Origin of the sequence: Flavobacterium sp. FlaQc-28, from assembly GCF_044007415.1 — a bacterium.
Taxonomy (GTDB): domain Bacteria; phylum Bacteroidota; class Bacteroidia; order Flavobacteriales; family Flavobacteriaceae; genus Flavobacterium.
The window spans coordinates 1,279,486-1,302,229 of the sequence record NZ_JBIPCM010000001.1 but is presented as its reverse complement, the minus strand read 5'-3'; the positions used below and the strand labels follow the sequence as shown (position 1 = coordinate 1,302,229).

Here is a 22,744-nt window from a genome sequence, read left to right as displayed (position 1 = left end):
GTTAAAACAAGACAACTCTTATTTTTTATCTATCAATTTTGTTTCCTCTGGTGAAAATTCAGGAACAATTGCATAAGTATCAACCCCAGTAATTGCCATCTCATCCAACATATCAACTAAATTACGATAAGTTGATTTTTTAGTTGGTTTAATAATAACGATAATTCCATTTTTAGGTTTCCCTTTAGCAGCAGAATATTCTAAAACTGATTTTTTTCTTTTAAGAACTTCTCTACGTATCCCATCTTTACCATATGCAATATCCTTAGGTCCAGCTATAGGAGACTCTAACAATCCCATATAATAAGTCAATTTATTATTCTCTCCTAATATCACCGTCATCGTACGATTTTCATCTACTTTGATATCTTTATTCTTAGTAGGATCATCGTCTTTATCTGGCAATGACAAATCCATCGATTGAGGTTTTGACAACGATGTGGTTAACATAAAGAATGTGATCAATAAGAATGCCAAATCCACCATTGCCGTTAAATCGACTTTTGAATTCTGCTTTTTACTTCTTACTTTACCACCTTTTCCGCCACCACCGTCGCCGGTATTTAATTCAGCCATTTTAGTGTATCTTTTTTAATTAAAAGTCTTTTCCTCTCATACCTGTAACTAAGTTAAAGGAATTGATTTTTTGATCTTGTAAAATATCCATAATCTTTTTGATTTGTGGATACTCTTCTTTTGCATCTCCTTTAATTGCAATCTGCAATTCTTTATCATCAAGATCAATTGCAGCTCTTCTTGAAACAAGAAGCCACTCTTTTAATTGATTATCCAAAGAATCGATTGGAATTCCAGGTTGATTTGCTTTAGTTCTATCAGCAGCTTTCATGTCGATGATTTGCTTTAAACTTGCTAAAGGAACACCAAAGTCATCCATTAAAGCAAATTTCTCTTTATCATCTTCTGAAAAAGTCACGCCTAATTTTGCACCCATACCTTCAAGACTTCTTTTACGAAGCTCTCTTCCTTTGATATCAAAGAACACTTTGCTCTTTCCGTCTGCTCCTTTACCAATGGTAATAATTGCCAAATCAGAATCTGGTAATTTACTTTGTACAGTAGAAGAAGGCATATCAACAGGCAATGCTTCAGGCACCTTAGCAGTAGCGGTCAAAATAAAGAACGTAAGCAAAAGGAACGCAACATCACACATGGCAGTCATATCTGTCGATGATGACTTTTTTTTCATTTTTATTTTAGCCATTCTCTTTTATTTTATTGTGAAATAATTAATTGTAATTATAGTAATAATTAAAAACTAATTATTGCTTCAAGCTTCCTCTGAATTTTCTGTAAGTGTTTACGATTGTAGTACCTGCCTCATCGATAGAGTAAGTTAAATCGTCAATTTTAGCTGTAAAGAAGTTGTAAGAAACAATTGCAAAGATAGAAGTCGAGATACCTGTTGCAGTGTTGATAAGTGCCTCAGAGATACCTGTTGCAAGAGCAGCTTGATCTGGAGTTCCAGCAGAAGCTAACGCACCAAACGCTTTAATCATACCTGATACTGTTCCTAATAATCCTCCTAAAGTTCCTAATGATACTAAAGTAGAGATGATAGTCATGTTTTTCTCTAACATTGGCATTTCTAATGAAGTTGCCTCTTCGATTTCTTTGTGGATTACTTCTGAAGCTTCTTCGCTGTTGAATCCTTCTTTTTTAACATCTTGATATTTAATCAAAGCAGATTTAATTGCATTTGCAACTGAACCTTGTTGTTTGTCACATGAAGCGATAGCAGCCTCAATGTTTCCTTCTTTAATACTTCCTTGAACGCTTTTCATAAATTTATCTAAGTTAGCTTTTCCAGCTGCTTTACCGATAACAATGAATCTTTCAATAGAAAAAACAACAACCATTAAAAGCATACCTAATAATACTGGTACAATGAAACCTCCTTTGTATACCATACCTAGAGTATTGATTGGGTGACCTGTCTCTGGGTTACCTCCCTCGAAGTTAGCTGGGCTACCCATGATTACTTTCCAAATAAACACCCCAACTAAAATACACGCTACAATAATGATTCCAGTAATCATTCCTCCTCCGTTTGAAGTGCTTTCTTTTTTAACTTTAACGTTTGCCATTTTTTTTAATTTTAATAGTTTTAAATAATTTTTATTTTTTAGTTATATTTAACTTGTAGAGGAGCAAATTTATATTTTTAGTTTAAATAAAAAAACTTTTTTTAATTTTATTGAAGCAAATTTAACGTCAAAACAAAAAATATCGCATTAATTTGCAGGCATTGTTTTTATGATAAAACAAAAAAAAGGGCGAATTATAAAAAAATTACAACGTTTTAGTAAATATTCAAACATTCCTTTAAAATCTTCTTAAAAAACTGCGAAATTATTTTTTATGTACTTTTCAATCAAAAACCGCTTTTTCTTACTAAAAAAACAGCGTTTAAACTGTTAAAACACAAACAAAACCTTTATAATCATCTAAATTACAAATAAAAACATGAATAAAAAAGATAATTTCATTCAAGAAATAAATAGCGGTTATTCAGCAAAAGGCGATACAATCACACTTGGCGGCGCCATTTTAGACGGAGAAGCCATAGCGGAAGCCCATGTCAAGATCCCTTTAAAGACTTTAAATCGCCACGGACTTATTGCAGGTGCAACCGGAACAGGAAAAACTAAAACAATCCAGGTTTTCTCTGAACAGTTATCAAATGCTGGAATACCTGTTTTAATGATGGATATTAAAGGGGATTTCAGCGGTATTGCAAAAGAAGGAAAAGAAGAAGGTTTTATTACTGAGCGCCATGCCAAAATAAATGTACCTTATAATGTAGCGGCATTTCCTGTTGAATTAATGTCATTATCGAAACAAGATGGAGTTCGTTTACGTGCTACGGTTTCTGAATTTGGGCCCGTTTTATTCTCAAGGATTTTAGATTTAAATGATACTCAGGCAGGCGTTGTCGCGGTAATCTTTAAATATTGCGATGATAACCAAATGCCTTTATTGGATTTAAAGGACATCAAAAAAGTAATCAATTATATTACGGAAGAGGGTAAAGATGAAATCGCAGCAAACTATGGCAAGATTTCAACGGCAACAACTGGAACGATTCTACGCAAGATAATTGAACTGGAACAACAAGGCGGTGATTTGTTTTTTGGTGAGTTGTCTTTTGATACTGACGATTTAATGCGAATTGACGAAAATGGTAAAGGCTACGTAAACATTATACGTTTAACAGATATTCAGGATAAACCAAAATTATTCTCGACTTTCATGTTAAGTCTTTTAGCCGAAATTTATCAAAAAATGCCAGAAAAAGGAGATTCAGGACAACCTGAATTAGTGATTTTTATTGATGAAGCTCATTTAATTTTCAATGAAGCAAGCAAAGCACTTCTAGAACAAATTGAAACTATTGTAAAGTTAATTCGTTCTAAAGGTGTTGGTGTTTATTTTGTAACTCAAAACCCAATGGATGTTCCAAGCGGCGTTTTGGCACAATTAGGATTAAAGATTCAGCATGCCCTTAGAGCTTTTACAGCAAATGATCGTCAAGCAATAAAAAAGACTGCCGATAATTATCCAACTTCTGAGTATTATAAAACAGATGAATTATTAACAAGTTTAGGAATTGGAGAGGCTTTAGTTACCGCTCTGAACGAAAAAGGTATTCCGACGCCGCTTGTTGCAACTATGATGCGTGCACCAATGAGCCGAATGGATATATTATCTGCAGAGGAAATCGAAGAAATAAACGGCAAATCTAAACTCGTTAAAAAATATAGTGAAGAAATTGACCGCGAAAGTGCTTATGAAATTCTAACTAAAAAAATTGAAGACGCAACTCAAGCTGCTGCCGAGCAAGAAGAACAAACACCAACAAGATCTTCAAAAGCAGGACCAAGCACTACAGAAGTAGTTACAAAATCTGTTTTGAAAGTTGTAACCAGCGCTACCTTTATAAGAGGTGTTTTTGGAGTTTTGAGTAAAATCTTTAAAAAGTAGAAAAAAAACAAAACCATATAAGTTATATAAGTTCATTTAAATTTATGCGCAAAGCATTTTATATAGACTTATATAACTTATATGGTTTAAAAATTATTCGTTTTGCAGCAACTCCAGAATTTTATTCTCAACCTCAGGAGTGTTCCAGATATTTTCGATATTATCAAGTTTTAAAACTTCTTCCATAATTCCGTTTTGGAAATCTCCTATTGCCAAAGCTTCAGCATAAGGACGATCACTAAAAGTAACTCGGCTGTAAAGCGGAATCCATTTTTCTGGATGTTTATCTGAAAAGACTTTTTCAATCTTCTTTTGCAACAAGAATTTTTCATCTGCCGTTTTGGTACTCATCTCCATGAAATTTCGGTATGAAAGTTCGGCAATGGCATCTGCATTTGGTTTTCTTGAAATTTGATATTCTGAGAAAATCTTTTTCCAGTCGTCTCCAAATTTCTCCATCATCTCATTCAAAACCGTAATATCTTCAAAACCGGCATTCATTCCTTGTCCGTAAAACGGAACAATAGCATGACAGGCATCTCCAATCAAAGCGATTTTATCTTCGTATGTCCACGGAAAACATTTCATCGTCACCAAAGTACTGGTTGGATTTTTAAAGAAATCATTTGCCAGTTCTGGAATTACTTCGATAGAATCTGGAAAGTTCTTCTCAAAAAAATCTTCTACCATTTTGCGATCTGTTAATGATGCAAAAGAATTTTCGCCTTCAAAAGGCATAAATAATGTACAGGTAAAACTTCCGTCAAGATTAGGAAGCGCAATTAACATATACTCGCCTCTTGGCCAAATATGAAACGAATTTTTATCTAACTTATGTGTTCCATCAGCATTTGCTGGAATATTCAACTCTTTATAACCCATATTTAAAAATTCCTGCGAATAATTAAACATGCTCTGACGCTGCATTCTGTGGCGGATTCTCGAAAAAGCACCATCGGCACCAAAAACCATATCATATTTTCGCTCTTCCCACTCGCCTCTTTCGCTTTCACCAATATGCAAAGTTGCATCACTCAGTGTTACATCCCATATTTTTTGCTCAAAATGAAATTCAGCTCCAGCATTTTCGGCCAAATCAATCATTTCTCGATTTAGTTTCCCTCTTGAAATCGAATAAATCGATTCTCCTTCTTGACCGTAATTCTGAAAATTGAGTTTATCAACCAAATGAATCGCACGTTTGTCCATCGGAATTGCAATTTCTCGAACTGCATCACCAACTCCAACTGCATCCAGCGCTTTCCAGCCACGGTTAGACATTGCCAGATTAATAGAACGACCAGAGAAATTTATTTTACGAATGTCAGGGCTTCGATCATAAACATGAACGGTGTGACCTGCTTTTTTAAGATAAATTGCCAACAGCGATCCTACAAGTCCAGAACCTACAACAGCAATTTTTAGTGAAGTTTGCATCAGGGAAAATCTAATATATAAGGCCGTAAAAATAAGTAATAATTGTACATAAGCTTTAAAATAAATGAATTATTTGCTCTTGTACCACTTGACAAGAGCTTTTATAATCTTTTATTTTAAAAAAGCGAATCTATCCATTTAATTATGTCATTATAAAAACCTCATCTCTGATGGTTTTAAAAAATATAACAAAATGTTATTTTACTTGATTTATTAGAAAAAATTAAACAATTACTTTAGCTCTTGCTTTTTAACATCAATCTTTAAATTAAAATCATGAACAGCGAAATTTTACAATCAGAAATTATTCTAGAAAACGAAAGCGTATTATTAATTCCGTTTGAAAATGATAGAAACATCGAGCTCAAAGAGATTATTTTTAATGATGAAATATGGAAATACATGGGAATGTATATTCGAAACGATCAAGATTTCGAAAGTTACATTCAAAATACATTAAAACAAAAAGCTGACGGAATTTGTTATCCATTCCTTATTATAGACAAAGCAACAAATCGAGTTGTCGGAAGTACACGTTACGGTTATTTAAACTATGCGAGCCAAAAATGTGAAATTGGCTGGACTTGGTACGGAGCAGCTTTTCAGGGAACTGGTTTAAACAAAGCCTGCAAATATGAACTACTAAATTTTGGCTTTGAAAAAATTCAATTTAAAAGAATACAATTCAGTGCAGATCTAGAAAACGAAAAGTCGCAAAGAGCGATTGAAAAACTAGGTGCTTTAAAAGAAGGTTTGTTTAGAAATAATTATATCGATTCTGAAGGAAACAGCAAAGACGATGTTTATTACAGTATAATTTTGGAGGAATGGAAAAATACTAAACGAGATTATTTTGGGGAGTTTATTTAAAATATTATGGTAATAGAAAAAATCTTATTTTAGTCTGCGATTTTTAAGGTGATAAATACCAAATAGACAAATCCTAAAATGCAGTTATACTCCGAACATTACGTAAGTCAAAAAGCTGAAAGGTTTGTCAATAAAGTTTGGTGTTTGGATAACAGCATCGGCGAAAACCTGATCGAGAACAAACTTGTTTTACCCAACGGCTGTTTTAATCTTGCATTTGTAGCCGGAAATGTAATTGAGGTTCACACTAGTAAAAACAAATACGAAATGAGCGAAGGAATTTACTTTTGCTCGCAAATGACCAATAAAGTTCTGGTTCACATTCAGCCTAAAACAAAAGTTACCATTGTTCAGCTTCATACTTGGGCGCTTTCGATGTTTCCTAAATATGATTTAACTGATTCTGCCGATTCTATTGTCAAAATTAATGCAGAAGAATTGCCTTTTGAAGTTAAAGCAAATTTTGATATTGACGGATTTTTAAACGTTTTAAATCTTTATTTTGAAGAATTAGATGCTTTGCATCCTAACAAAAATGCAATTGAAAAAATATGCAAATTTGTAAAAAGCAAAGAAGAAGATATTTCGGTTTCAGAAATCAGTCAAGAGTTAAAATCTTCTCAGCGTTTATTACAAATTAAGTTTAAAACTGCGACAGGACTTACTATTAAAAAATACATTCAGATTTTGAAGTTCAGAAAATCAGTAGATCAAATGATAAATACTGATGTAGAAAAACTAAGTCTGACAGAAGTTGCGCTTTATAATAAATACTTTGATCAGTCGCATTTTATAAAAAAATTCAAGGATGTAACTAAAACAACTCCAAAAATGTTTAAGCCCGATTCTTATTTTTTATCACAAAAAAGATAAGTTTTCGCATTTGTACAATTTTGTGAACTCGAGTTTGAATTATTTTTGCCAAATCATTAATCATCAATCAATCACAAAATGAAAATCAAACGCACTTTATTTCAATTAAAAATTCTTTTAGTTGGAATTTTACTTTTTCAAATCCAAATTGGGCTTTCACAAGAAGATAAAACCTCAGCCTTGTACAAAACTATTATGTCAAAAGACAGTCTTTTGTTTAATGTTGGTTTTAATACTTGCGATGTAAAACAGTTTGAAAATCTTTATACTGAAGATTTTGAGTTTTATCATGACAAAGACAGCATTTCGGATAAAGCACGATTTTTAAAAACTTTTAAAAATGGAATCTGTTCCCCAACAAGAAAATACAATTATCGAAGAGAGTTAATTGACGGAAGTACTGAGGTTTATCCATTGTATAAAAATGGCATTTTATATGGCGCTATACAAATGGGAACGCATCGCTTTTATGAATATACTGCAGGAAAACCAGAGCAAGCAGGTAGTTTTGCAAAATTTACACATCTTTGGCTGTTAAAAAATAAAGAATGGAAACTAGCAAGATCATTGAGTTACAATCATCAAATGACAAGCTCTACAGCAGGTAAAACAAATCTTTTTGATAGTGAACAGGAAACAGAAAAATGGCTCAAAGAAAATAATATTCCAGCTTTAGGAATTGGAGTTATTACGGATGGAAAACTGAAGCAGATTAAGGTTTTTGGCGAACTTAAAAAAGACATTTCAGCACCTTATAATACCATTTGGAATGTTGCCTCCTTAACTAAACCTATAACTGCAATTGTAACTCTAAAATTAGTAAGTTCTGGCAAATGGGATTTAGATGAACCGCTTTATAAATATTGGACTGATCCGGATATTGCAAAGGATCCTAATGCTAAATTATTAACTACAAGAATTATCTTAAGCCATCAAACGGGTTTTCCGAATTGGAGATTTATGAACGAATCTGGTAAGTTGGATTTTAAGTTTAAGCCTGGAACTAAATACCAATATTCTGGCGAAGGATTAGAGTATTTGCGAAAAGCACTTGAAAAAAAGTTTCACAAAACACTGGACCAGTTAGCGGATGAATTAATTTTTCAGCCTCTAAAAATGACAGACACCCAATTGGTTTGGAATGATAAAGCAGATCTTTCCAGATATGCTATTGGCTATGATAATAAAGGAAATGCTTACGAACCCACCAAAAACAAAACAGCAAACGCTGCCGATGATTTATTAACGACTATTGAAGATTATGGCAAATTTTTATGCAGCGTAATGAATAGTGAGGGTTTGAGTAAAAAAGTCTTTGACGCCATGACTTCACATCAGGTTGAAACAAAGAAAAATAAATACTTCGGACTTGGTTTTGAAATCTACGATTTAGGGAATAATGATTATGCTTTATCACATGGCGGCGCTGACAAAGGTGTTCAGACTATTTTTATTCTGCTTCCAAAAACAAAACAAGGTTTAATCATTTTTACCAATGTTGATGATGGTTACAAAGTTTATGAGAAAATAGTAAATCATTATTTGGGTGAAAATGGTCAAAAAATAATTGATATCGAAACGAAGTAATGCTTTAATACTTGAATATTATGATCAAACTACTTATTCTTATAGTACTGCTGATAAGCAAAATCATATAGTTAGAATCCTTTGGATGTAATTACCCTCGTCTGATCCTAAATGTTTTTTTTAAACACCTAGAAACATAGATTTTCTGCCTAGAAAAAGAATACAAAAAAGAAATACATTTCTTTCACATAAACATGCTATGTTCATTTCAATTAAGTGAAACGCCTTTTAAGAGAAGCCAAAATCTATATTTCTATGTGTTAAAATTAATTACACTCAACAGGTCAATTTAAATAAGTTCAAAATAATTAATGGAAGGTAAAACGAATTGTTAGTTACGAGCATAAACCTCTAATAGCATCTTTATGTTTATGCTCAAAATTCGTCTTGATTTGAAAAAAAATGAAAAAAAATGATTGATGTTGAAACCAAAATCTAAATCAATCGTCTAACCTTTTAACGGCATCTATTTTTTTTGAAAAACGTTGTAATAAAAAATACAACTTACTAAAATAAAATACGTTACAAAATTTCAATCATCAATCAAAAACGAATTATTCATTAATCTTAATCCTTATCATTAATTATGAAACAATCAATCAAATCAATCGCAGTCTTTGCTTTGCTGCTTCTTTTTACAGTAAGCCTTTTTGCTCAGAATAAAGCACAGCAAATCGAACAGCTTTTAGCAAAATATAATGAATACGGGCAATTTAACGGTTCGGCTTTGGTAGCTGAAAACGGGAAAGTAATCTTTAAAAAAGGTTTTGGTTCTGCGAATATGGAATGGAATATTCCAAATCAAACCGACACTAAATTTAGACTGGGTTCTATCAGTAAACAGTTTACGGCACTTTTAATTGTAAAACTAGCTGAAGAGGGAAAAATAAAACTAGATGTTCCTATTACAACCTATTTGCCAGATTACCCAAAAGCAAATGGCGACAAAATAACGATTCATCATTTACTCACACACACTTCTGGAATTCCTAATTATACATCGGCTCCAAATTTCTTTAAAGACAAAAGCCGAAATCCATACACTCCTGAAGAATTTGTAAAAACGTTTTCCAGCCTTCCGCTTGAATTTACTCCTGGTGAAAAATTCAATTACAGTAATTCCGGCTATTTTTTATTGGGTTATATTATCGAGAAAATTTCAGGTAAAACATACGAGCAATATTTACAAGAAATTATTTTTACGCCCTTAAAAATGGTTAACTCTGGTTACGATCACAGCGATATTATTCTAAAAAACAGAGCAGCTGGTTACGAAAAACAAGGAAAAGCAATTAGAAATGCGGCTTATCTTGACATGAGTCTTCCGTACGCTGCTGGGTCTTTGTACTCAACTGTAGAAGATTTATTTTTATGGGATCAGGCACTTTATACTAATAAACTGCTTACAGAAAAAAGTATGGAATCTTTATTTAAACCTTATATTAAAGCTTGGAATGGTTTTTACGGATACGGATGGTCTACTTATGAAGTGCCAAATGGAGAGAGCAATAAACTAAGTATTATTGAGCATGGCGGCGGAATTAATGGGTTTAACACTATCATTTCGCGCATTCCTGCAGATAAAAATTTGGTTGTTTTATTGAATAATACGGGAGGAACTGCTTTGGGCGAAATGAATAAAGCTATTCGTTCTATTTTGTACAATCAGTCCTTTAATCAGCCTAAAAAATCACTGGCACTAGATTTATTAGATATTTATAATGAAAAGGGAGCTGCGAGTGGAACTGAAACTTATAAAAAGCTGAAAAATGATCCTTCGTATGCTGTTAAAGAAGGAGAGATGAACCAAGTTGGATATGAATTGTTACAATCTGGAAAAAAGAAAGAAGCGATAGAAGTTTTTAAAATCAACGCAGAAACTTTTCCAAAATCAGGAAATACTTATGATAGTTTAGGCGAAGCTTATTTAGCCGATGGCGATAAAAAAGCAGCCATTGCAAATTATAAAAAAGCGGTAGAGCTTGACCCAACAAACGAAAACGGAAAAAAGATATTAGCAGATCTTTTAAAAAAATAGAATTATAAAAAAAATCTTCCCATAAAAACTGTTTTTTTTTATGGGAAGATTTTTTTTTAGATTCAAAGATGCATAGAGGCAAAGGAACAAAGTTTTTAAAGCTTACAACTTGAAACCTGAAACTATTTTTCTTTTGGTTTCAAAACTAGTTTTGTTGACGTTTTTATGATTTCGTCTTTGTTCAGCTTCATTTTTCTAAACTTTCCTTCGTTGTACATTTCTGCCTGATCGCTATAATGTTTACTAAATGGATTTCCAGATTGTCCTGTTGGCAAAATACTCCAGCTGTTTTCAATATCCGAAAAATCAACAATTCGTCTCGTTGATGGGCCGCCTTTTACGTAATACTTTCCTTCATTAGTTAAACCAAAAAACAAGTTATTAATTACTTCATTTGATCCCGGAGATCCAAAAGGCCCCACATTAAATAAACCTCGAAGTGCAGCAACTTTTCCAAGCGGATGTTCGTGTTCAACCGTATGCACTTTCTCCCATTTCCAATCAGCAATAGTATTTCCTAATTGTTTTTGAAGCGCTCTAACAGTCTCATGAAATGATTTTGCAACAATATCCTTTCTGGTTTCTTTTACATTTTTAGTTTTGACATTATCCCACCAAACTGAATTTTCATTTTTAATTTGATTGGCAATAACTTGTTTTCCTATCGAAATTCCTAAAAACAAATTAAAATTGTCCTCTCCCATTTCATCTTCAAAAGTATTCTTCAAATACAAATACACCCATTTGTTATAAATCGTTGGTGCAACATCTTCAAGATTTGTAGTTCCCTTCCATGACTTTAAAACATTTACAGCTTCTTTTTCTTCTGCTGAAATAGTATTAAGATCAATATTTGAAATCAGATTTTTAACCGTTTCAACCGCAACATCAGAAGTATTATCGTAAATCATTTTGCTGATTGCTTCTTTATCCCAATCTGATTTTGCGTCCATTAACCCCGAAATTCTTTTAGCACGATCTTCTGGCAGATAATATCCCGGATACAAGTAATCATCGATTGCTTCAGGCTGATTATTGGCAGAATAAACATATCCCCATTTTGGATTTTCGGCAGATGGATTCTTTGAAAAATCTAAATATTCTACAATATCCTCTTTTCCTGTTGAGCCGTCTAAAATTAAATGCGTATTCACACCTTTATTATGTTTATACAATTTTCCCGTTGCCCACCAAGCCACATTTCCTTTAGCGTCGCCGTACATAACATTTAATCCCGGTGCAGCGACCAACTCAGTCGCTTTTCTAAACTCCTCTTTATTTTTAGCATGCGAAAGTCCATAAACGGCATCAAGAATCTGAATAGGCTGCTGTGTATACGTCCACAACATCGCAATTGGACTTTTCTTATCCAAACGATCCAGTAAATCATTCATTATTGGCCCGTGTCGGCTTGATTTAATAGTTAGAATAACATCCGAAGTATCTTTTACCTTAATGGTCTTTTTTCTAACTTCATAAGCAGCAAAACCAGTTGGCGTTTGATATTGATTTAAATCTCCTGTTTTGTTCTTTTCTTGATAAAAATCGATATCATCATTTTCAAACATAGTCAAGCCATACGCATATTCACGATTGTGTGCCAATAACGGAAACGGAGTTCCTGCCAAATAACAACCATACAATTCATGTTCAGGCGTAACTATATGTGCTTCGTACCAAGTAGCAGGCTGTGAAAACCCAATATGCGGATCATTCGCAAAAATTACTTTTCCGCTCTTCGTTTTATTTGGACCAGCAACCCAGCTGTTACTTCCTACAAATGGCGGAATTGGCGATTGGTCTAATAAAGCTGTAATCGATTTTGAAATTGCTGTATACTCTTCAATATTCTCTTTCGAACTTTTAATTTGTGTAGTATTAAATTCGCCTTCAATTCCTAAATCCTTCAAATAAGCGACGCCGTATCTATTGCGAATATCTGTTAATAATGGATCTGTTTTTTGTGCCATTGCAAAACTAAAAGACATATATCCAAAAATATTATAGACATCATTTATAGTAAATTTTTGCTTTTTAACACCAACAAGAGTAAATTCAATTGGCGTAGTTCCTTCATCCAAATATTGATTAATTCCGTCTAAATAAGCCTGCGTTAGTTTATAACTCACACTATTCTTGTCTAATTTTGAAATGGCTTTGGCCGAAGCTTCTTCAATACCAATTCCAGAGAAAAACTTATCATTTTTAAGCGCAACAGATCCAAATATTTCTGATAACCTGCCCGGAGCAATTCTGCGAAGCAATTCCATCTGCCATAATCTTTCCTGCGCATGAACATATCCAAGAGCAGTCATAGCATCTTTTTCAGAATCGGCATAAATATGAGGAACACCATATTCGTCAAAATAAACAGTCGTTTCTTTTTGAAGATTTTTCAATTGCAACTCCCCTTCATATTTGGGTTTTAAATGAAAAATATAGGCACATAAACCTATTCCAATTACAACAACAAGTACTAATAAAACCAGCAGAAATTTTTTAAATCTTCTCATATTTCGCAAAAAGTATAAATAAATAAGGTTTGTAAAATGATGTAACCAAAAAATAGAATAATGTAAAATACATTCTCTTTTAAAGTCTAAATTTATGTATTTAAAATCAATACTATAAATGTCTGTCTATAAAAAAATAGCTATTGGGGTAATTTCTCTTTTTATTCTTGTAATTCTAATCAACATTGGTCTGAATTACTGGATCAAAAAACAGCTTCCAATAATTATTCACGAGAAGAACAAAACGGCTTACAACATCAATTACGAAAAAATTGAAGTTTCTCTTTTTTCTCGAAATATCTATGCCCAAACATTATTAGTAAGTCCGAAAAACGAACCAAAAGACAGTAAAAATGGGCTTTTTTCTAAAATTGAATCCATCACCATTAAACATTTTAATATTTGGGATTTGGCATTTAGAGATATTATCCAGGCCGAAAGTATCATCATCAATAAACCACGAATTATTTTATACAAAAAAGGCGAGAAACTGTTGAACAACAACAAAAGTATCAAAACCGAAATCATTGAACCTTTTCGAAAAATAATTGCTGTTTCAAATATTTATCTTAATAACGGAACGGTAGATGTCGTTTCTTTAGATACTGAAAAACCAATTTTCAGCATCAAAAAAATCATTCTGAAATTAGAAGGAATACTGCTGACAGATGCAACTTTAAAACAAAAAATTCCACTGCAGTATAAAACGTATGCATTGGTTATTGACAGCTTGTTTTATAGACCAAACGCTTTTTATCATATCAATATTGGTAAAATAAGCTCAGAAAAGAACTTTTTAAAAATCAACAACTTCTCTCACCTTCCTCAATTTAACCGACGAGAATTTATTAAACGATTAGATCAAGAAAAAGATATTTACACCTTAAAATTCGATTCGGCACAAGTGCAAAAAATGAATTGGGGTTTTAAAAACGATCGTTTTTTCTTTAAAGCAAATTCAATTGTAATCAATCATTTTGATGCCAATATCTATCGCGGAAAAATGCCAAAAGATGATCTGAGCAAAAAATATCTATACAATCATTTACTGCGAAATATTAAATTCCCCCTTCAAATTGACACTTTACAGGTGCTGAAATCGAAATTGGTTTATGAAGAAGAAATTGATTTTACCAAAGGTCCCGGAGTTTTAAATTTCGACAAATTTAACTTGCAGGCCGTCAATCTAAAAAGTGGTTTTGGATTGAAAAAAACCGATGATATCAAAATTAAAGTGAAATGTCTTTTCATGAAAAACTCTCCGCTGGATGTTGATTGGAGTTTTAATATTTTAGATAAAAAAGATAGTTTTCATATTCAAGGCGTTATTTCAAACTTTGATGTTGCTGCCATGGGGCAATTCAGTAAACCTTATATGAACGCTTCCTTTACAGGAAACTTTAATAAATATCGTTTTGATTTCTATGGAAATGACAATATCTCAAAAGGAAATGCATCTCTAGATTATGATGATTTAAAAGTGAAATTATATAAAAAGGAAAAACCTGAAAAAGAAGCCAAACTCAAATCTGCTATTGCCAATTTATTGGTTAAAAATGATTCAAAAGACAAAGCAAAAACTGCTGATGTCGAAATTGAACGGATTCAGGAAAAATCATTTTACAATTTTTTATGGCGAAGCATCGCAGAGTCATTGAAGAAGATTCTGATTTAGTTTTGTTTAAACTCAAGTTATTTACCACAATTTTGTCATTCCGAGGAACGAGGAATCTTCGTAAGAAGCTCCACAAAGTATTTCATATTAGTAAATCAATAATCTTAAGAAAAAATATGATTCAAAAAATCTAAGTCTGGATTAATTGTTTTAATCAATTCTATTTTCTTATCTCTAGTCCAGCCTTTTATCTCCTTTTCTCGACTAATTGCCTCTTGAATCCAAGTAAATTTTTCATAGTATAATAAAAATTCAACTTTATATTTTGAAGCAAAAGTTTTATTTTCTCCAGTGATATTTTCTTTATGCTGACATAAACGAACCCTTAAGTTGTTTGTTACTCCAGTATAAAATACGGTTTTAAACTTATTTGTTATAATGTAGATATAATAAGTGTGATAGCCTTGTAATGATTCCATTCAATCAAATTAATTATTTGTTCCAATCCCAGAAACAAAAATAAACGATTATTCTTACTTTTTATACATAAAGATAAACAATTGTGAATTAGCATGCGGAGTTACTTACGAAGATTCCTCGTTCCTCGGAATGACAAAATTGAGAGTAATCTACTTGCAAAAAAACTTTCTTAACAATCTTTGAACCTGATAATTATCAGGTTTTTAAAAAATATTTTTTTTTTCATTTGCTTTTATTTTAACCTGAAAACAAATGACAAAAACACCATTGCATACTTTCCATATTCCGGTAATGGGACTTGCCTATACGATAGACAGCCCGATAAGAGTGGCTCAATACGGGATTTCGTCTGTGGTTTCAATCGCTGATGACGATCTAATTGAAAAGATGCGTAATTTCTACAGCACTAAATTCAACATTCCATACGAAGAAATAAGTCAGAAATTTCACGACTATCGCGCTGAAAGAATTACTTCTTACTTAAATTTAGTTGACAAAATTGTAAAAGAAAAATTTGAAACTTTTAAAACTGAATTAGCAGAAAGCAAAACGGCTCTTGAAAATTTCATGTCGATGCTGCCAAATACTTCTGATATCAAAAAAGGTTTCCAAAATTTATTGGATGATGGTATTTCTTTTAAAGAAAACATTCAAAGTTATATTGAATCACATCTTTTTCCAGGAGAAATTGACGTTAACATTATGACAAAACTGGACAAAGATAATTTTATTAAAAACGAACAGCTTCCAATTGAATTTAATGACGCTCATGCGGCTTTAAGAGGTTTTGCAAATAGTAATTTAGAATCGTCTGTTGTACTATCTGCGGGAATGAATCCGAGATTGTACAGTTATTTTGAAAACTTCAAAGATTTCTTTCCAAATGAAAAGAACGAACTGAAAAAGAAAATCATTCTAAAAGTAAGTGATTTTCGATCGGCTATGATTCAAGGTAATTTCCTTGCTAAAAAGGGACTTTGGGTTTCTGAATATCGAATTGAATCTGGATTAAACTGCGGCGGTCATGCTTTTGCAACTGACGGACTCTTATTAGGGACCATTTTAGAAGAATTCAGGCAGAAAAAAGAGCAATTGGTACAATCTGCTCACTATTTAATGATTAAGGCGCTACAGCTAAAAAATCAAGCTTTTCCAGAAAATCCTTTAGAGTTAAAAATTACAGTTCAAGGCGGTGTTGGAACTGCTGAAGAACATGAATTTTTATTAGATCAATACAAAGTTGATTCTGTGGGCTGGGGAACTCCATTTTTATTAGTTCCAGAAGCTACTTCTGTCGATCAGGAAACACGAAATTTACTAATGAAAGCCAAAGAAGATGATTTGTATTTAAGTCATATTTCGCCTTTGGGAGTTCCGTTTAATACTTTGCGCGGCACTTCAAACGAAATCTTAAAACAAAAACGTATTCATGAAAACAAAGCGGGAAGTTCATGCCCGAAGAAATTTTTAGCGTTAAGTAAGGAATATGATCCTCACGGAATTTGTACGGCTTCAAAAAAATATCAGGATATAAAATTGGCAGAATTAGAAAATGTAAAAGATACTTTATCTGCTGATGCATTTGAAAAAAGCAAAATCAAAATTACAGAAAAATCATGTTTATGTGTTGGTTTAGCAAATGCTTCTTATCTTGAAAATGATATTAAAATAAAAGGTCAAGCACAAGGCGTTGTAATTTGTCCTGGACCAAATATGGCTTATTTTGATCATGAAGTTTCATTAAAAGAAATGTTACAGCATATTTATCAAGGCAAAACAATTTTAACAACAAATGACCGTCCAAATTTATTTGTGAAAGAATTGAAAATGTATGTTGATTATTTTAGAAATGAAATTGAAACAATTTCTGGTGAAGTAAGCGCAAATCAGCTTAAAAAATGGAATTCTTTTAAAACAAACATTTTAGATGGAATTGAATATTATCAAAATCTATTTTCATCTACTTTTTATTTTAAAGCCGAGGAAGAAAAAATCAAAAAACAATTCGATTTTTATAAATCTGAATTAAACGCAATTTCAATACCAACTTTACAATTAGCTTAAAACAAAACCCCGATCAAGATTTCTTAATCGGGGTTATTTATTTAAACAGAAAAAGCAGTTACTCCTTTTTCTTTTTGCTATCGATAATTGCACCTGTTCCGGCTCCAACTCCTGCTCCCGCTAATCCGCCTATAATCGCGCCTTGCCCTTTTTTCTTGCTGACAATTGCTCCAGTTGCTGCACCAACTCCTGCACCAATTACAGCTCCTTTAGCTGCAGAACTCCAACCTTTCTTTTTAGCTGCTGCAGCTGTTGTCGCCGCTGCAGTTCCATTTGCTTGCTGATGTACAACAACAACTTTTTCTTTTTCAGATTCAATTTTTTGTTCTTCTTTAATCTTAGCCATTTCAGTCTTCATTGAATCGATAACGCGCTGCTTGTTAATCTCAACTTTCATTGAATCAATACTGGCTTGTTTGGCTTTATTTATATCTTCTTTATTTTGATTCTGACAAGAAGTTAAAAGTATTACCGCTAATAATATATATAAGCCTTTCATGATTGTAGTTTTTAATAATTATACACTACAAAATAAAGAATATCTGCTATAATGCTTATTACAGAATTTTTTGGAAAGTTTATAAAATTAGAAGATCATGAATTTTATTTACTATTTTATGTCATTTCGAGGAACGAGAAATCACACTAAGGAATCTACAAAGATTGGCGACGTACTTTGCGGAATTTCTAGTGCGATTTCTCGTTCCTCGAAATGACAAACAATAACGAATATTACTTCCCTAAAATTCCTTTTTTCAAAATTTGCCCAAAGTCATACATATCCTCATAAGAGCAATATAATGGAACTGGTGCCAGACGGATTACGTTTGGTTCACGCCAATCTGTAATAACTCCGTTCTTCATTAAATAATCAAACAAACTTCTTCCTTCTCCATGTAGAAAAACGGACAATTGAGAAGCTCTTTCTTCTGGATTTGCTGGTGTAATAATTTCAAAAGTACTTTCAACTTCTTTATCAATTTCGTGTAAAATAAATTCTAAATAAGAAGTAATGTGATCCCGTTTTGCGATTAAAGCATCCATTCCAACCTCGGCAAACATTTCTACAGAGGCTAAATAGGGTGCTAAAGACAGAACTGGAAGATTACTAATCTGCCATCCTCCTGCGCCTTGAACAGGGTCAAAATTTGGTTCCATTTTAAAACGACGTTCTTTATTATGTCCCCACCAACCCGCAAATCGTGGTAAATCTGGATCGCTGTGATGTCTTTCATGAACAAAAACTCCAGAAGCATTTCCAGGTCCTGAATTCATATATTTATAACTGCACCAAGCAGCAAAATCTACATTCCAATCGTGAAGTTCTAATTTGATGTTTCCAGCAGCGTGTGCCAAATCCCAACCAACTTTTGCTCCGGCTTTTTGTCCAGCTGCAGTAATAGTTTTTATATCGAAAACCTGTCCGGTATAATAATTTACGCCTCCAATTAAAACTAAAGCCAATTCGTCGCCAACTTCTTCGATTTTTGCTAAAACATCTTCAAGACTAATATTATGCTCTCCTTCGCGGCGTTTGATTTCTACAATGGCATCTTCTGGTTTATGTCCATGAAAATGAACTTGACTCTGAAACATATATTGATCTGATGGAAATGCTTTTTCTTCGCAGATAATTTTATAACGCTTCCCTTTTGGCTGATAAAAAGAAACCATCAATAAATGAAGATTTACGGTTAAAGTATTCATAACGGTAACTTCTGACGGAAGTGCTCCTACAATTTTACTCAATGGTTCTGCAAATCTTTCCTGATAATCCCACCAAGGTTTCTCTGCATAAAAATGACCTTCGACAGCTAATTCTGCCCAATCATTCATTACTTCATCTATATAAGCTTTTGTGCGTTTTGGTTGTAATCCTAAAGAATTTCCTGTGAAATAAATCACACGTTTGTCATTAACCTTTGGAAAAATAAATTCTTGTTGATAGTGACTCAACGCATCTTGTGCATCAAGTTGTTTCGCGAATTCGCGTGTATTTTGAAAAGTCATTGTCGTTTATTTTGATTGCTAAAATAACAAATTTTGTTTGTTTTGTTTCAGATTTCATATCTCATGTTTCACGTTGACATGCTTTGTGTGGTTTAACCGCATAACTAACGTCAAACTTGAAACTTGAAACCATTAAAAACAGAAAACCCGACAGGTTATAAAACTTGTCGGGTCTTCTTTATGAGATAAATTCTAATTAAAGAATTAACATTGCGTCTCCATAAGAATAGAATTTGTATCCTTCTTTGATTGCTTCGTCGTATGCTTTTTTCATTAAGTCATGACCACAGAAAGCAGAAATCATCATTAATAATGTTGATTTTGGTGTGTGGAAATTAGTAATCATACAGTTTGCAATACTAAAATCGTGAGGAGGAAAAATAAACTTATTTGTCCATCCTTCATAAGGATTTAAAGTATTTGCAGAAGAAACAGAACTTTCAATTGCACGCATAGAAGTTGTTCCTACAGCACAAATACGTTTTTTCTTTGCTTTTGCTTCATTTACAATGTCGCAAGCCTCTTGTCTGATGATTAATTCTTCTGAATCCATTTTGTGTTTAGATAAATCTTCAACCTCAACTGGATTAAAAGTTCCTAACCCTACGTGAAGTGTAACCTCAGCAAAGTTTACTCCTTTGATTTCTAATTTTTTCAAAAGGTGTTTTGAGAAGTGTAAACCAGCAGTTGGTGCCGCTACAGCTCCTTCTTCTTTTGCATAAATTGTTTGGTATCTTTCAGCATCTTCGGCAGTAACCTCTCTGCTGATATATTTAGGAATTGGAGTTTCTCCAAGTTCCGTCAATTTGTTTCTAAATTCTTCGTAAGAACCGTCATATAAAAAACGTAATGTTCTACCACGAGAAGTTGTATTATCAATTACTTCGGCAACTAATGAATCATCATCGCCAAAATAAAGTTTATTACCAATACGGATTTTTCTAGCTGGATCAACTAATACATCCCATAAACGCTGCTCAGAATTTAATTCTCTTAATAAGAAAACCTCAATTCTTGCCCCCGTTTTTTCTTTGTTTCCGTACAAACGCGCAGGGAAAACTTTTGTATTGTTAAGAATTAAAACGTCTCCGTCATCAAAGTAATTGATAACATCTTTAAACATTTTGTGTTCTATTGTTTGTTTTTGACGGTCAATTACCATTAAACGAGATTCATCTCTATTTTCTGCCGGAAATTCAGCCAAAAGTTCTTTCGGTAAATTGAAATTGAAGTGTGATAATTTCATATTTGAAGTTAGATTTTAAAATATCAATCTTAGACTTTTTTATCTAAAATTTTAAATCGCTTGCAAATATACGATTGTGAGATAGGCGTTGTCAAGTGTTTTGACGTTTATTTTCAAAAGCCCTTGATTTAGTGAGGGTTTGGAAACAATTAAAACTGCTTTTTTACCATATAAGAAATATAAGTTCCTGTTAATTGAAATTTTTACACACTGTTTAAACCCTACAGGTTTTGAAAACTTATCGGATTTACTTTCGAATGCGCATAAAAAAACCTCCAGTAAAAACTAGAGGTTATTCAAATTATGTTCATTTTATTTAAATGAACTTATATTTCTTAAATGGTTCAAAAATTTTACAATTCTGAAATCTGAAAGTTTAAAGCTTTTAAATCATTCCAAAAATCTGGGTATGATTTTGAAACTACTTCGGCATCGTCTATAATAATTGGCACTTTTATAGCAAGCGGCGCAAATGCCATTGCCATACGGTGATCGTTGTAAGTTGCAATATGAACATCGTGATTAATTTCTCCAGATCGCAATAAAGTCAAACTATCATTAGTTACAGAAATATTGGCTCCTAATTTTGTAAGCTCGATTCTTAAAGCCTCAAGTCTATCCGTTTCTTTAATTTTTAAAGTATGAAGACCTGTTAAATGACATCCGATTCCTAAACCTAAACAAGTTACTACAATTGTTTGTGCAATATCTGGTGTATTATTCAATTCAAAATTTACATCTTCGTATTTAAAGCCAGCCTGTTTTTCCAAAGTCATTTGATTATTTTGGAAAGTAGTTTTTACACCCATTTTTTCATAAAGAGAAACTAATTCTGAATCTCCCTGAAGACTGTTTTCTTTATAACTGCTTAAAGTAATTTTTGCAGCATCGGACAAAGCCACAAGGCTGAAGAAATACGAGGCAGAACTCCAATCAGATTCTACAACCATTTCTTTCGATTCAACAGATTCTTTAGGATAAACTTTTATTACATTTCCCTCAAAACTAGTTTGAATATCCAAATCTTTTAGCAAAGCTAAAGTCATTTTGATATACGGAATCGAAGTAATTTCTCCTTCTAAAATCAACTCTAAACCATTCTCTAATTTTGCCGCTACTAACAATAACGCCGAAATATATTGGCTGCTAACATTTGCTGCTAAAGTAACTTTTGAAGCAGTTACTTTTTTTCCTTTGATTCGAATTGGTGGATAACCAACTTCTTTTTCATATGAAATTTCAACTCCTAATTGTGCCAAAGCTTCAACTAAAATTTTAATCGGACGCTCTTGCATTCTGCTTGAACCTGTCATTACTACTTCTCTGCCTTCGTTAACTGCAAAATATGCTGTTAAGAAACGCATTGCTGTTCCGGCATGATGAATATCTACAATTTCGTCATTTCCAGCCAGAGCTTTCTGCATTACTTCGCTGTCATCAGAGTTAGAAGTATTGGCTAATGTAATATTTGGGAATAAAGCTTTTAGTAATAATAAACGATTTGTTTCGCTTTTAGAACCCGTGATATTTAGTTGCGAATTTTCAATCTTAAATTGTGAATTCGTGCTTAATTTTAAATTCATGATTTTAGTTATGTGTTGCGAATTGTGAGTGACATAATTCGAGTGCGCAATTTACCACTCCTCGCCCGTAAATCAAAATCTGAGTTAAAATTTCACAATTATTTCAATTTATCGTTGTTTTTGTGACGATCTTTATCTCTAACTGATTTTAAGTCCATTTTTTTATCAAAAGCGGCTTGTAAATCGATTCCGGTTTGATTCGCCAAACATAAAACAACAAAAACAACATCGGCTAATTCTTCGCCTAAATCTTTATTTTTATCACTTTCTTTTTCTGATTGTTCTCCATAACGACGAGCAATAATTCTAGCCACTTCGCCTACTTCTTCTGTAAGCTGAGCCATATTTGTTAGTTCGTTAAAATAACGAACGCCGTGTTCTTTTATCCAAGTATCAACATCTAGTTGTGCATTTTTCAAATCCATC

General features: G+C 32.7%; 18 protein-coding genes. 7 read left to right on the top strand and 11 right to left on the bottom strand.

Annotation, left to right across the window (positions count from 1 at the left end):
• Window positions 1-18: 18 nt before the first annotated feature.
• From ACHRVL_RS05870 to ACHRVL_RS05860, 3 genes are read right to left on the bottom strand one after another with little or no spacing between them, the layout of a single operon-like run.
• Complete coding sequence (locus tag ACHRVL_RS05870; RefSeq protein WP_089058488.1) at window positions 19-576, bottom strand: biopolymer transporter ExbD; 558 nt, start codon at window positions 574-576, stop codon at window positions 19-21.
• Window positions 577-595: 19 nt separating this feature from the next.
• The gene (locus tag ACHRVL_RS05865; protein WP_370433391.1) at window positions 596-1,222 is read right to left on the bottom strand and encodes an ExbD/TolR family protein; all 627 of its coding nucleotides are present in this window, start codon (window positions 1,220-1,222) and stop codon (window positions 596-598) included.
• Window positions 1,223-1,280: 58 nt separating this feature from the next.
• Window positions 1,281-2,105, bottom strand: a complete 825-nt coding sequence (locus ACHRVL_RS05860) for a MotA/TolQ/ExbB proton channel family protein (protein WP_089054247.1) — start codon at window positions 2,103-2,105, stop codon at window positions 1,281-1,283.
• A gap of 379 nt (window positions 2,106-2,484) precedes the next feature.
• Between ACHRVL_RS05860 and ACHRVL_RS05855 the strand changes: the two genes are divergently transcribed.
• Window positions 2,485-4,002: a helicase HerA-like domain-containing protein gene (locus tag ACHRVL_RS05855; protein ID WP_395411052.1), complete on the top strand. Its 1,518-nt coding sequence runs from the start codon at window positions 2,485-2,487 to the stop codon at window positions 4,000-4,002.
• A 93-nt stretch (window positions 4,003-4,095) separates the two neighbouring features.
• Here ACHRVL_RS05855 and ACHRVL_RS05850 read toward each other — a convergent pair whose 3' ends face one another.
• Window positions 4,096-5,439: an NAD(P)/FAD-dependent oxidoreductase gene (locus ACHRVL_RS05850; protein WP_089054249.1), complete on the bottom strand. Its 1,344-nt coding sequence runs from the start codon at window positions 5,437-5,439 to the stop codon at window positions 4,096-4,098.
• A 276-nt stretch (window positions 5,440-5,715) separates the two neighbouring features.
• Between ACHRVL_RS05850 and ACHRVL_RS05845 the strand changes: the two genes are divergently transcribed.
• From ACHRVL_RS05845 to ACHRVL_RS05830, 4 genes are all read left to right on the top strand, one after another.
• Window positions 5,716-6,309 (top strand): GNAT family N-acetyltransferase, encoded by a 594-nt coding sequence (locus tag ACHRVL_RS05845; RefSeq protein ID WP_395411049.1) that lies wholly within the window; start codon window positions 5,716-5,718, stop codon window positions 6,307-6,309.
• 78 nt (window positions 6,310-6,387) lie between these two features.
• Window positions 6,388-7,182 carry a helix-turn-helix domain-containing protein gene (locus tag ACHRVL_RS05840; RefSeq protein ID WP_395411047.1) on the top strand — a complete coding sequence of 265 codons (795 nt, stop codon included), beginning with the start codon at window positions 6,388-6,390 and terminating at the stop codon, window positions 7,180-7,182.
• A gap of 78 nt (window positions 7,183-7,260) precedes the next feature.
• Window positions 7,261-8,769: a serine hydrolase gene (locus ACHRVL_RS05835; RefSeq protein ID WP_395411046.1), complete on the top strand. Its 1,509-nt coding sequence runs from the start codon at window positions 7,261-7,263 to the stop codon at window positions 8,767-8,769.
• Between the two features lie 586 nt (window positions 8,770-9,355).
• Window positions 9,356-10,807, top strand: coding sequence for a serine hydrolase (locus tag ACHRVL_RS05830; protein WP_395411044.1), 1,452 nt, complete (start codon window positions 9,356-9,358; stop codon window positions 10,805-10,807).
• A 122-nt stretch (window positions 10,808-10,929) separates the two neighbouring features.
• Here the strand turns inward: ACHRVL_RS05830 and ACHRVL_RS05825 are convergent, their stop codons facing one another.
• The gene (locus tag ACHRVL_RS05825) at window positions 10,930-13,320 is read right to left on the bottom strand and encodes a penicillin acylase family protein (RefSeq protein WP_395411043.1); all 2,391 of its coding nucleotides are present in this window, start codon (window positions 13,318-13,320) and stop codon (window positions 10,930-10,932) included.
• A gap of 118 nt (window positions 13,321-13,438) precedes the next feature.
• Here ACHRVL_RS05825 and ACHRVL_RS05820 point away from each other — a divergent pair, with 118 nt between their 5' ends.
• Window positions 13,439-14,995: a hypothetical protein gene (locus ACHRVL_RS05820; RefSeq protein WP_395411040.1), complete on the top strand. Its 1,557-nt coding sequence runs from the start codon at window positions 13,439-13,441 to the stop codon at window positions 14,993-14,995.
• A gap of 104 nt (window positions 14,996-15,099) precedes the next feature.
• On the opposite strand, the gene ACHRVL_RS05815 is transcribed toward ACHRVL_RS05820, so the two are convergent.
• On the bottom strand, window positions 15,100-15,414 hold the full coding sequence (locus ACHRVL_RS05815) for a GIY-YIG nuclease family protein (protein ID WP_395411038.1): 315 nt from the start codon (window positions 15,412-15,414) through the stop codon (window positions 15,100-15,102).
• A gap of 253 nt (window positions 15,415-15,667) precedes the next feature.
• On the opposite strand from ACHRVL_RS05815, the gene ACHRVL_RS05810 reads away from it, so the two are divergent.
• Window positions 15,668-17,479, top strand: coding sequence for a hypothetical protein (locus ACHRVL_RS05810; protein ID WP_395411036.1), 1,812 nt, complete (start codon window positions 15,668-15,670; stop codon window positions 17,477-17,479).
• 58 nt (window positions 17,480-17,537) lie between these two features.
• Here the strand turns inward: ACHRVL_RS05810 and ACHRVL_RS05805 are convergent, their stop codons facing one another.
• From ACHRVL_RS05805 to ACHRVL_RS05785, 5 genes are all read right to left on the bottom strand, one after another.
• A complete protein-coding gene (locus ACHRVL_RS05805; protein WP_395411034.1) occupies window positions 17,538-17,978 on the bottom strand; it encodes a YMGG-like glycine zipper-containing protein in 441 nt (146 codons plus the stop codon).
• A gap of 233 nt (window positions 17,979-18,211) precedes the next feature.
• Window positions 18,212-19,489: a kynureninase gene (gene kynU / locus ACHRVL_RS05800; RefSeq protein ID WP_395411033.1), complete on the bottom strand. Its 1,278-nt coding sequence runs from the start codon at window positions 19,487-19,489 to the stop codon at window positions 18,212-18,214.
• Between the two features lie 196 nt (window positions 19,490-19,685).
• A complete protein-coding gene (gene queA, locus ACHRVL_RS05795) occupies window positions 19,686-20,735 on the bottom strand; it encodes a tRNA preQ1(34) S-adenosylmethionine ribosyltransferase-isomerase QueA (protein WP_089054258.1) in 1,050 nt (349 codons plus the stop codon).
• A gap of 353 nt (window positions 20,736-21,088) precedes the next feature.
• Complete coding sequence (locus ACHRVL_RS05790; protein WP_395411031.1) at window positions 21,089-22,318, bottom strand: 3-phosphoshikimate 1-carboxyvinyltransferase; 1,230 nt, start codon at window positions 22,316-22,318, stop codon at window positions 21,089-21,091.
• Window positions 22,319-22,416: 98 nt separating this feature from the next.
• On the bottom strand, window positions 22,417-22,743 hold the full coding sequence (locus ACHRVL_RS05785) for a nucleotide pyrophosphohydrolase (RefSeq protein WP_012022600.1): 327 nt from the start codon (window positions 22,741-22,743) through the stop codon (window positions 22,417-22,419).
• Window position 22,744 lies beyond the last annotated feature (1 nt).

Bases quoted from the DNA above. Each gene is read 5' to 3' on its own strand.
- ACHRVL_RS05785 (WP_012022600.1), bottom strand. From the start codon at position 22,743: ATGGATTTGAAAAATGCACAACTAGATGTTGATACTTGGATAAAAGAA.
- kynU (WP_395411033.1), bottom strand. From the start codon at position 19,489: ATGACTTTTCAAAATACACGCGAATTCGCGAAACAACTTGATGCACAA.
- ACHRVL_RS05865 (WP_370433391.1), bottom strand. From the start codon at position 1,222: ATGGCTAAAATAAAAATGAAAAAAAAGTCATCATCGACAGATATGACT.
- ACHRVL_RS05870 (WP_089058488.1), bottom strand. From the start codon at position 576: ATGGCTGAATTAAATACCGGCGACGGTGGTGGCGGAAAAGGTGGTAAA.
- ACHRVL_RS05830 (WP_395411044.1), top strand. From the start codon at position 9,356: ATGAAACAATCAATCAAATCAATCGCAGTCTTTGCTTTGCTGCTTCTT.
- ACHRVL_RS05860 (WP_089054247.1), bottom strand. From the start codon at position 2,105: ATGGCAAACGTTAAAGTTAAAAAAGAAAGCACTTCAAACGGAGGAGGA.
- ACHRVL_RS05790 (WP_395411031.1), bottom strand. From the start codon at position 22,318: ATGAATTTAAAATTAAGCACGAATTCACAATTTAAGATTGAAAATTCG.
- ACHRVL_RS05855 (WP_395411052.1), top strand. From the start codon at position 2,485: ATGAATAAAAAAGATAATTTCATTCAAGAAATAAATAGCGGTTATTCA.
- queA (WP_089054258.1), bottom strand. From the start codon at position 20,735: ATGAAATTATCACACTTCAATTTCAATTTACCGAAAGAACTTTTGGCT.
- ACHRVL_RS05835 (WP_395411046.1), top strand. From the start codon at position 7,261: ATGAAAATCAAACGCACTTTATTTCAATTAAAAATTCTTTTAGTTGGA.
- ACHRVL_RS05840 (WP_395411047.1), top strand. From the start codon at position 6,388: ATGCAGTTATACTCCGAACATTACGTAAGTCAAAAAGCTGAAAGGTTT.
- ACHRVL_RS05850 (WP_089054249.1), bottom strand. From the start codon at position 5,439: ATGCAAACTTCACTAAAAATTGCTGTTGTAGGTTCTGGACTTGTAGGA.
- ACHRVL_RS05820 (WP_395411040.1), top strand. From the start codon at position 13,439: ATGTCTGTCTATAAAAAAATAGCTATTGGGGTAATTTCTCTTTTTATT.
- ACHRVL_RS05825 (WP_395411043.1), bottom strand. From the start codon at position 13,320: ATGAGAAGATTTAAAAAATTTCTGCTGGTTTTATTAGTACTTGTTGTT.
- ACHRVL_RS05845 (WP_395411049.1), top strand. From the start codon at position 5,716: ATGAACAGCGAAATTTTACAATCAGAAATTATTCTAGAAAACGAAAGC.
- ACHRVL_RS05810 (WP_395411036.1), top strand. From the start codon at position 15,668: ATGACAAAAACACCATTGCATACTTTCCATATTCCGGTAATGGGACTT.
- ACHRVL_RS05815 (WP_395411038.1), bottom strand. From the start codon at position 15,414: ATGGAATCATTACAAGGCTATCACACTTATTATATCTACATTATAACA.
- ACHRVL_RS05805 (WP_395411034.1), bottom strand. From the start codon at position 17,978: ATGAAAGGCTTATATATATTATTAGCGGTAATACTTTTAACTTCTTGT.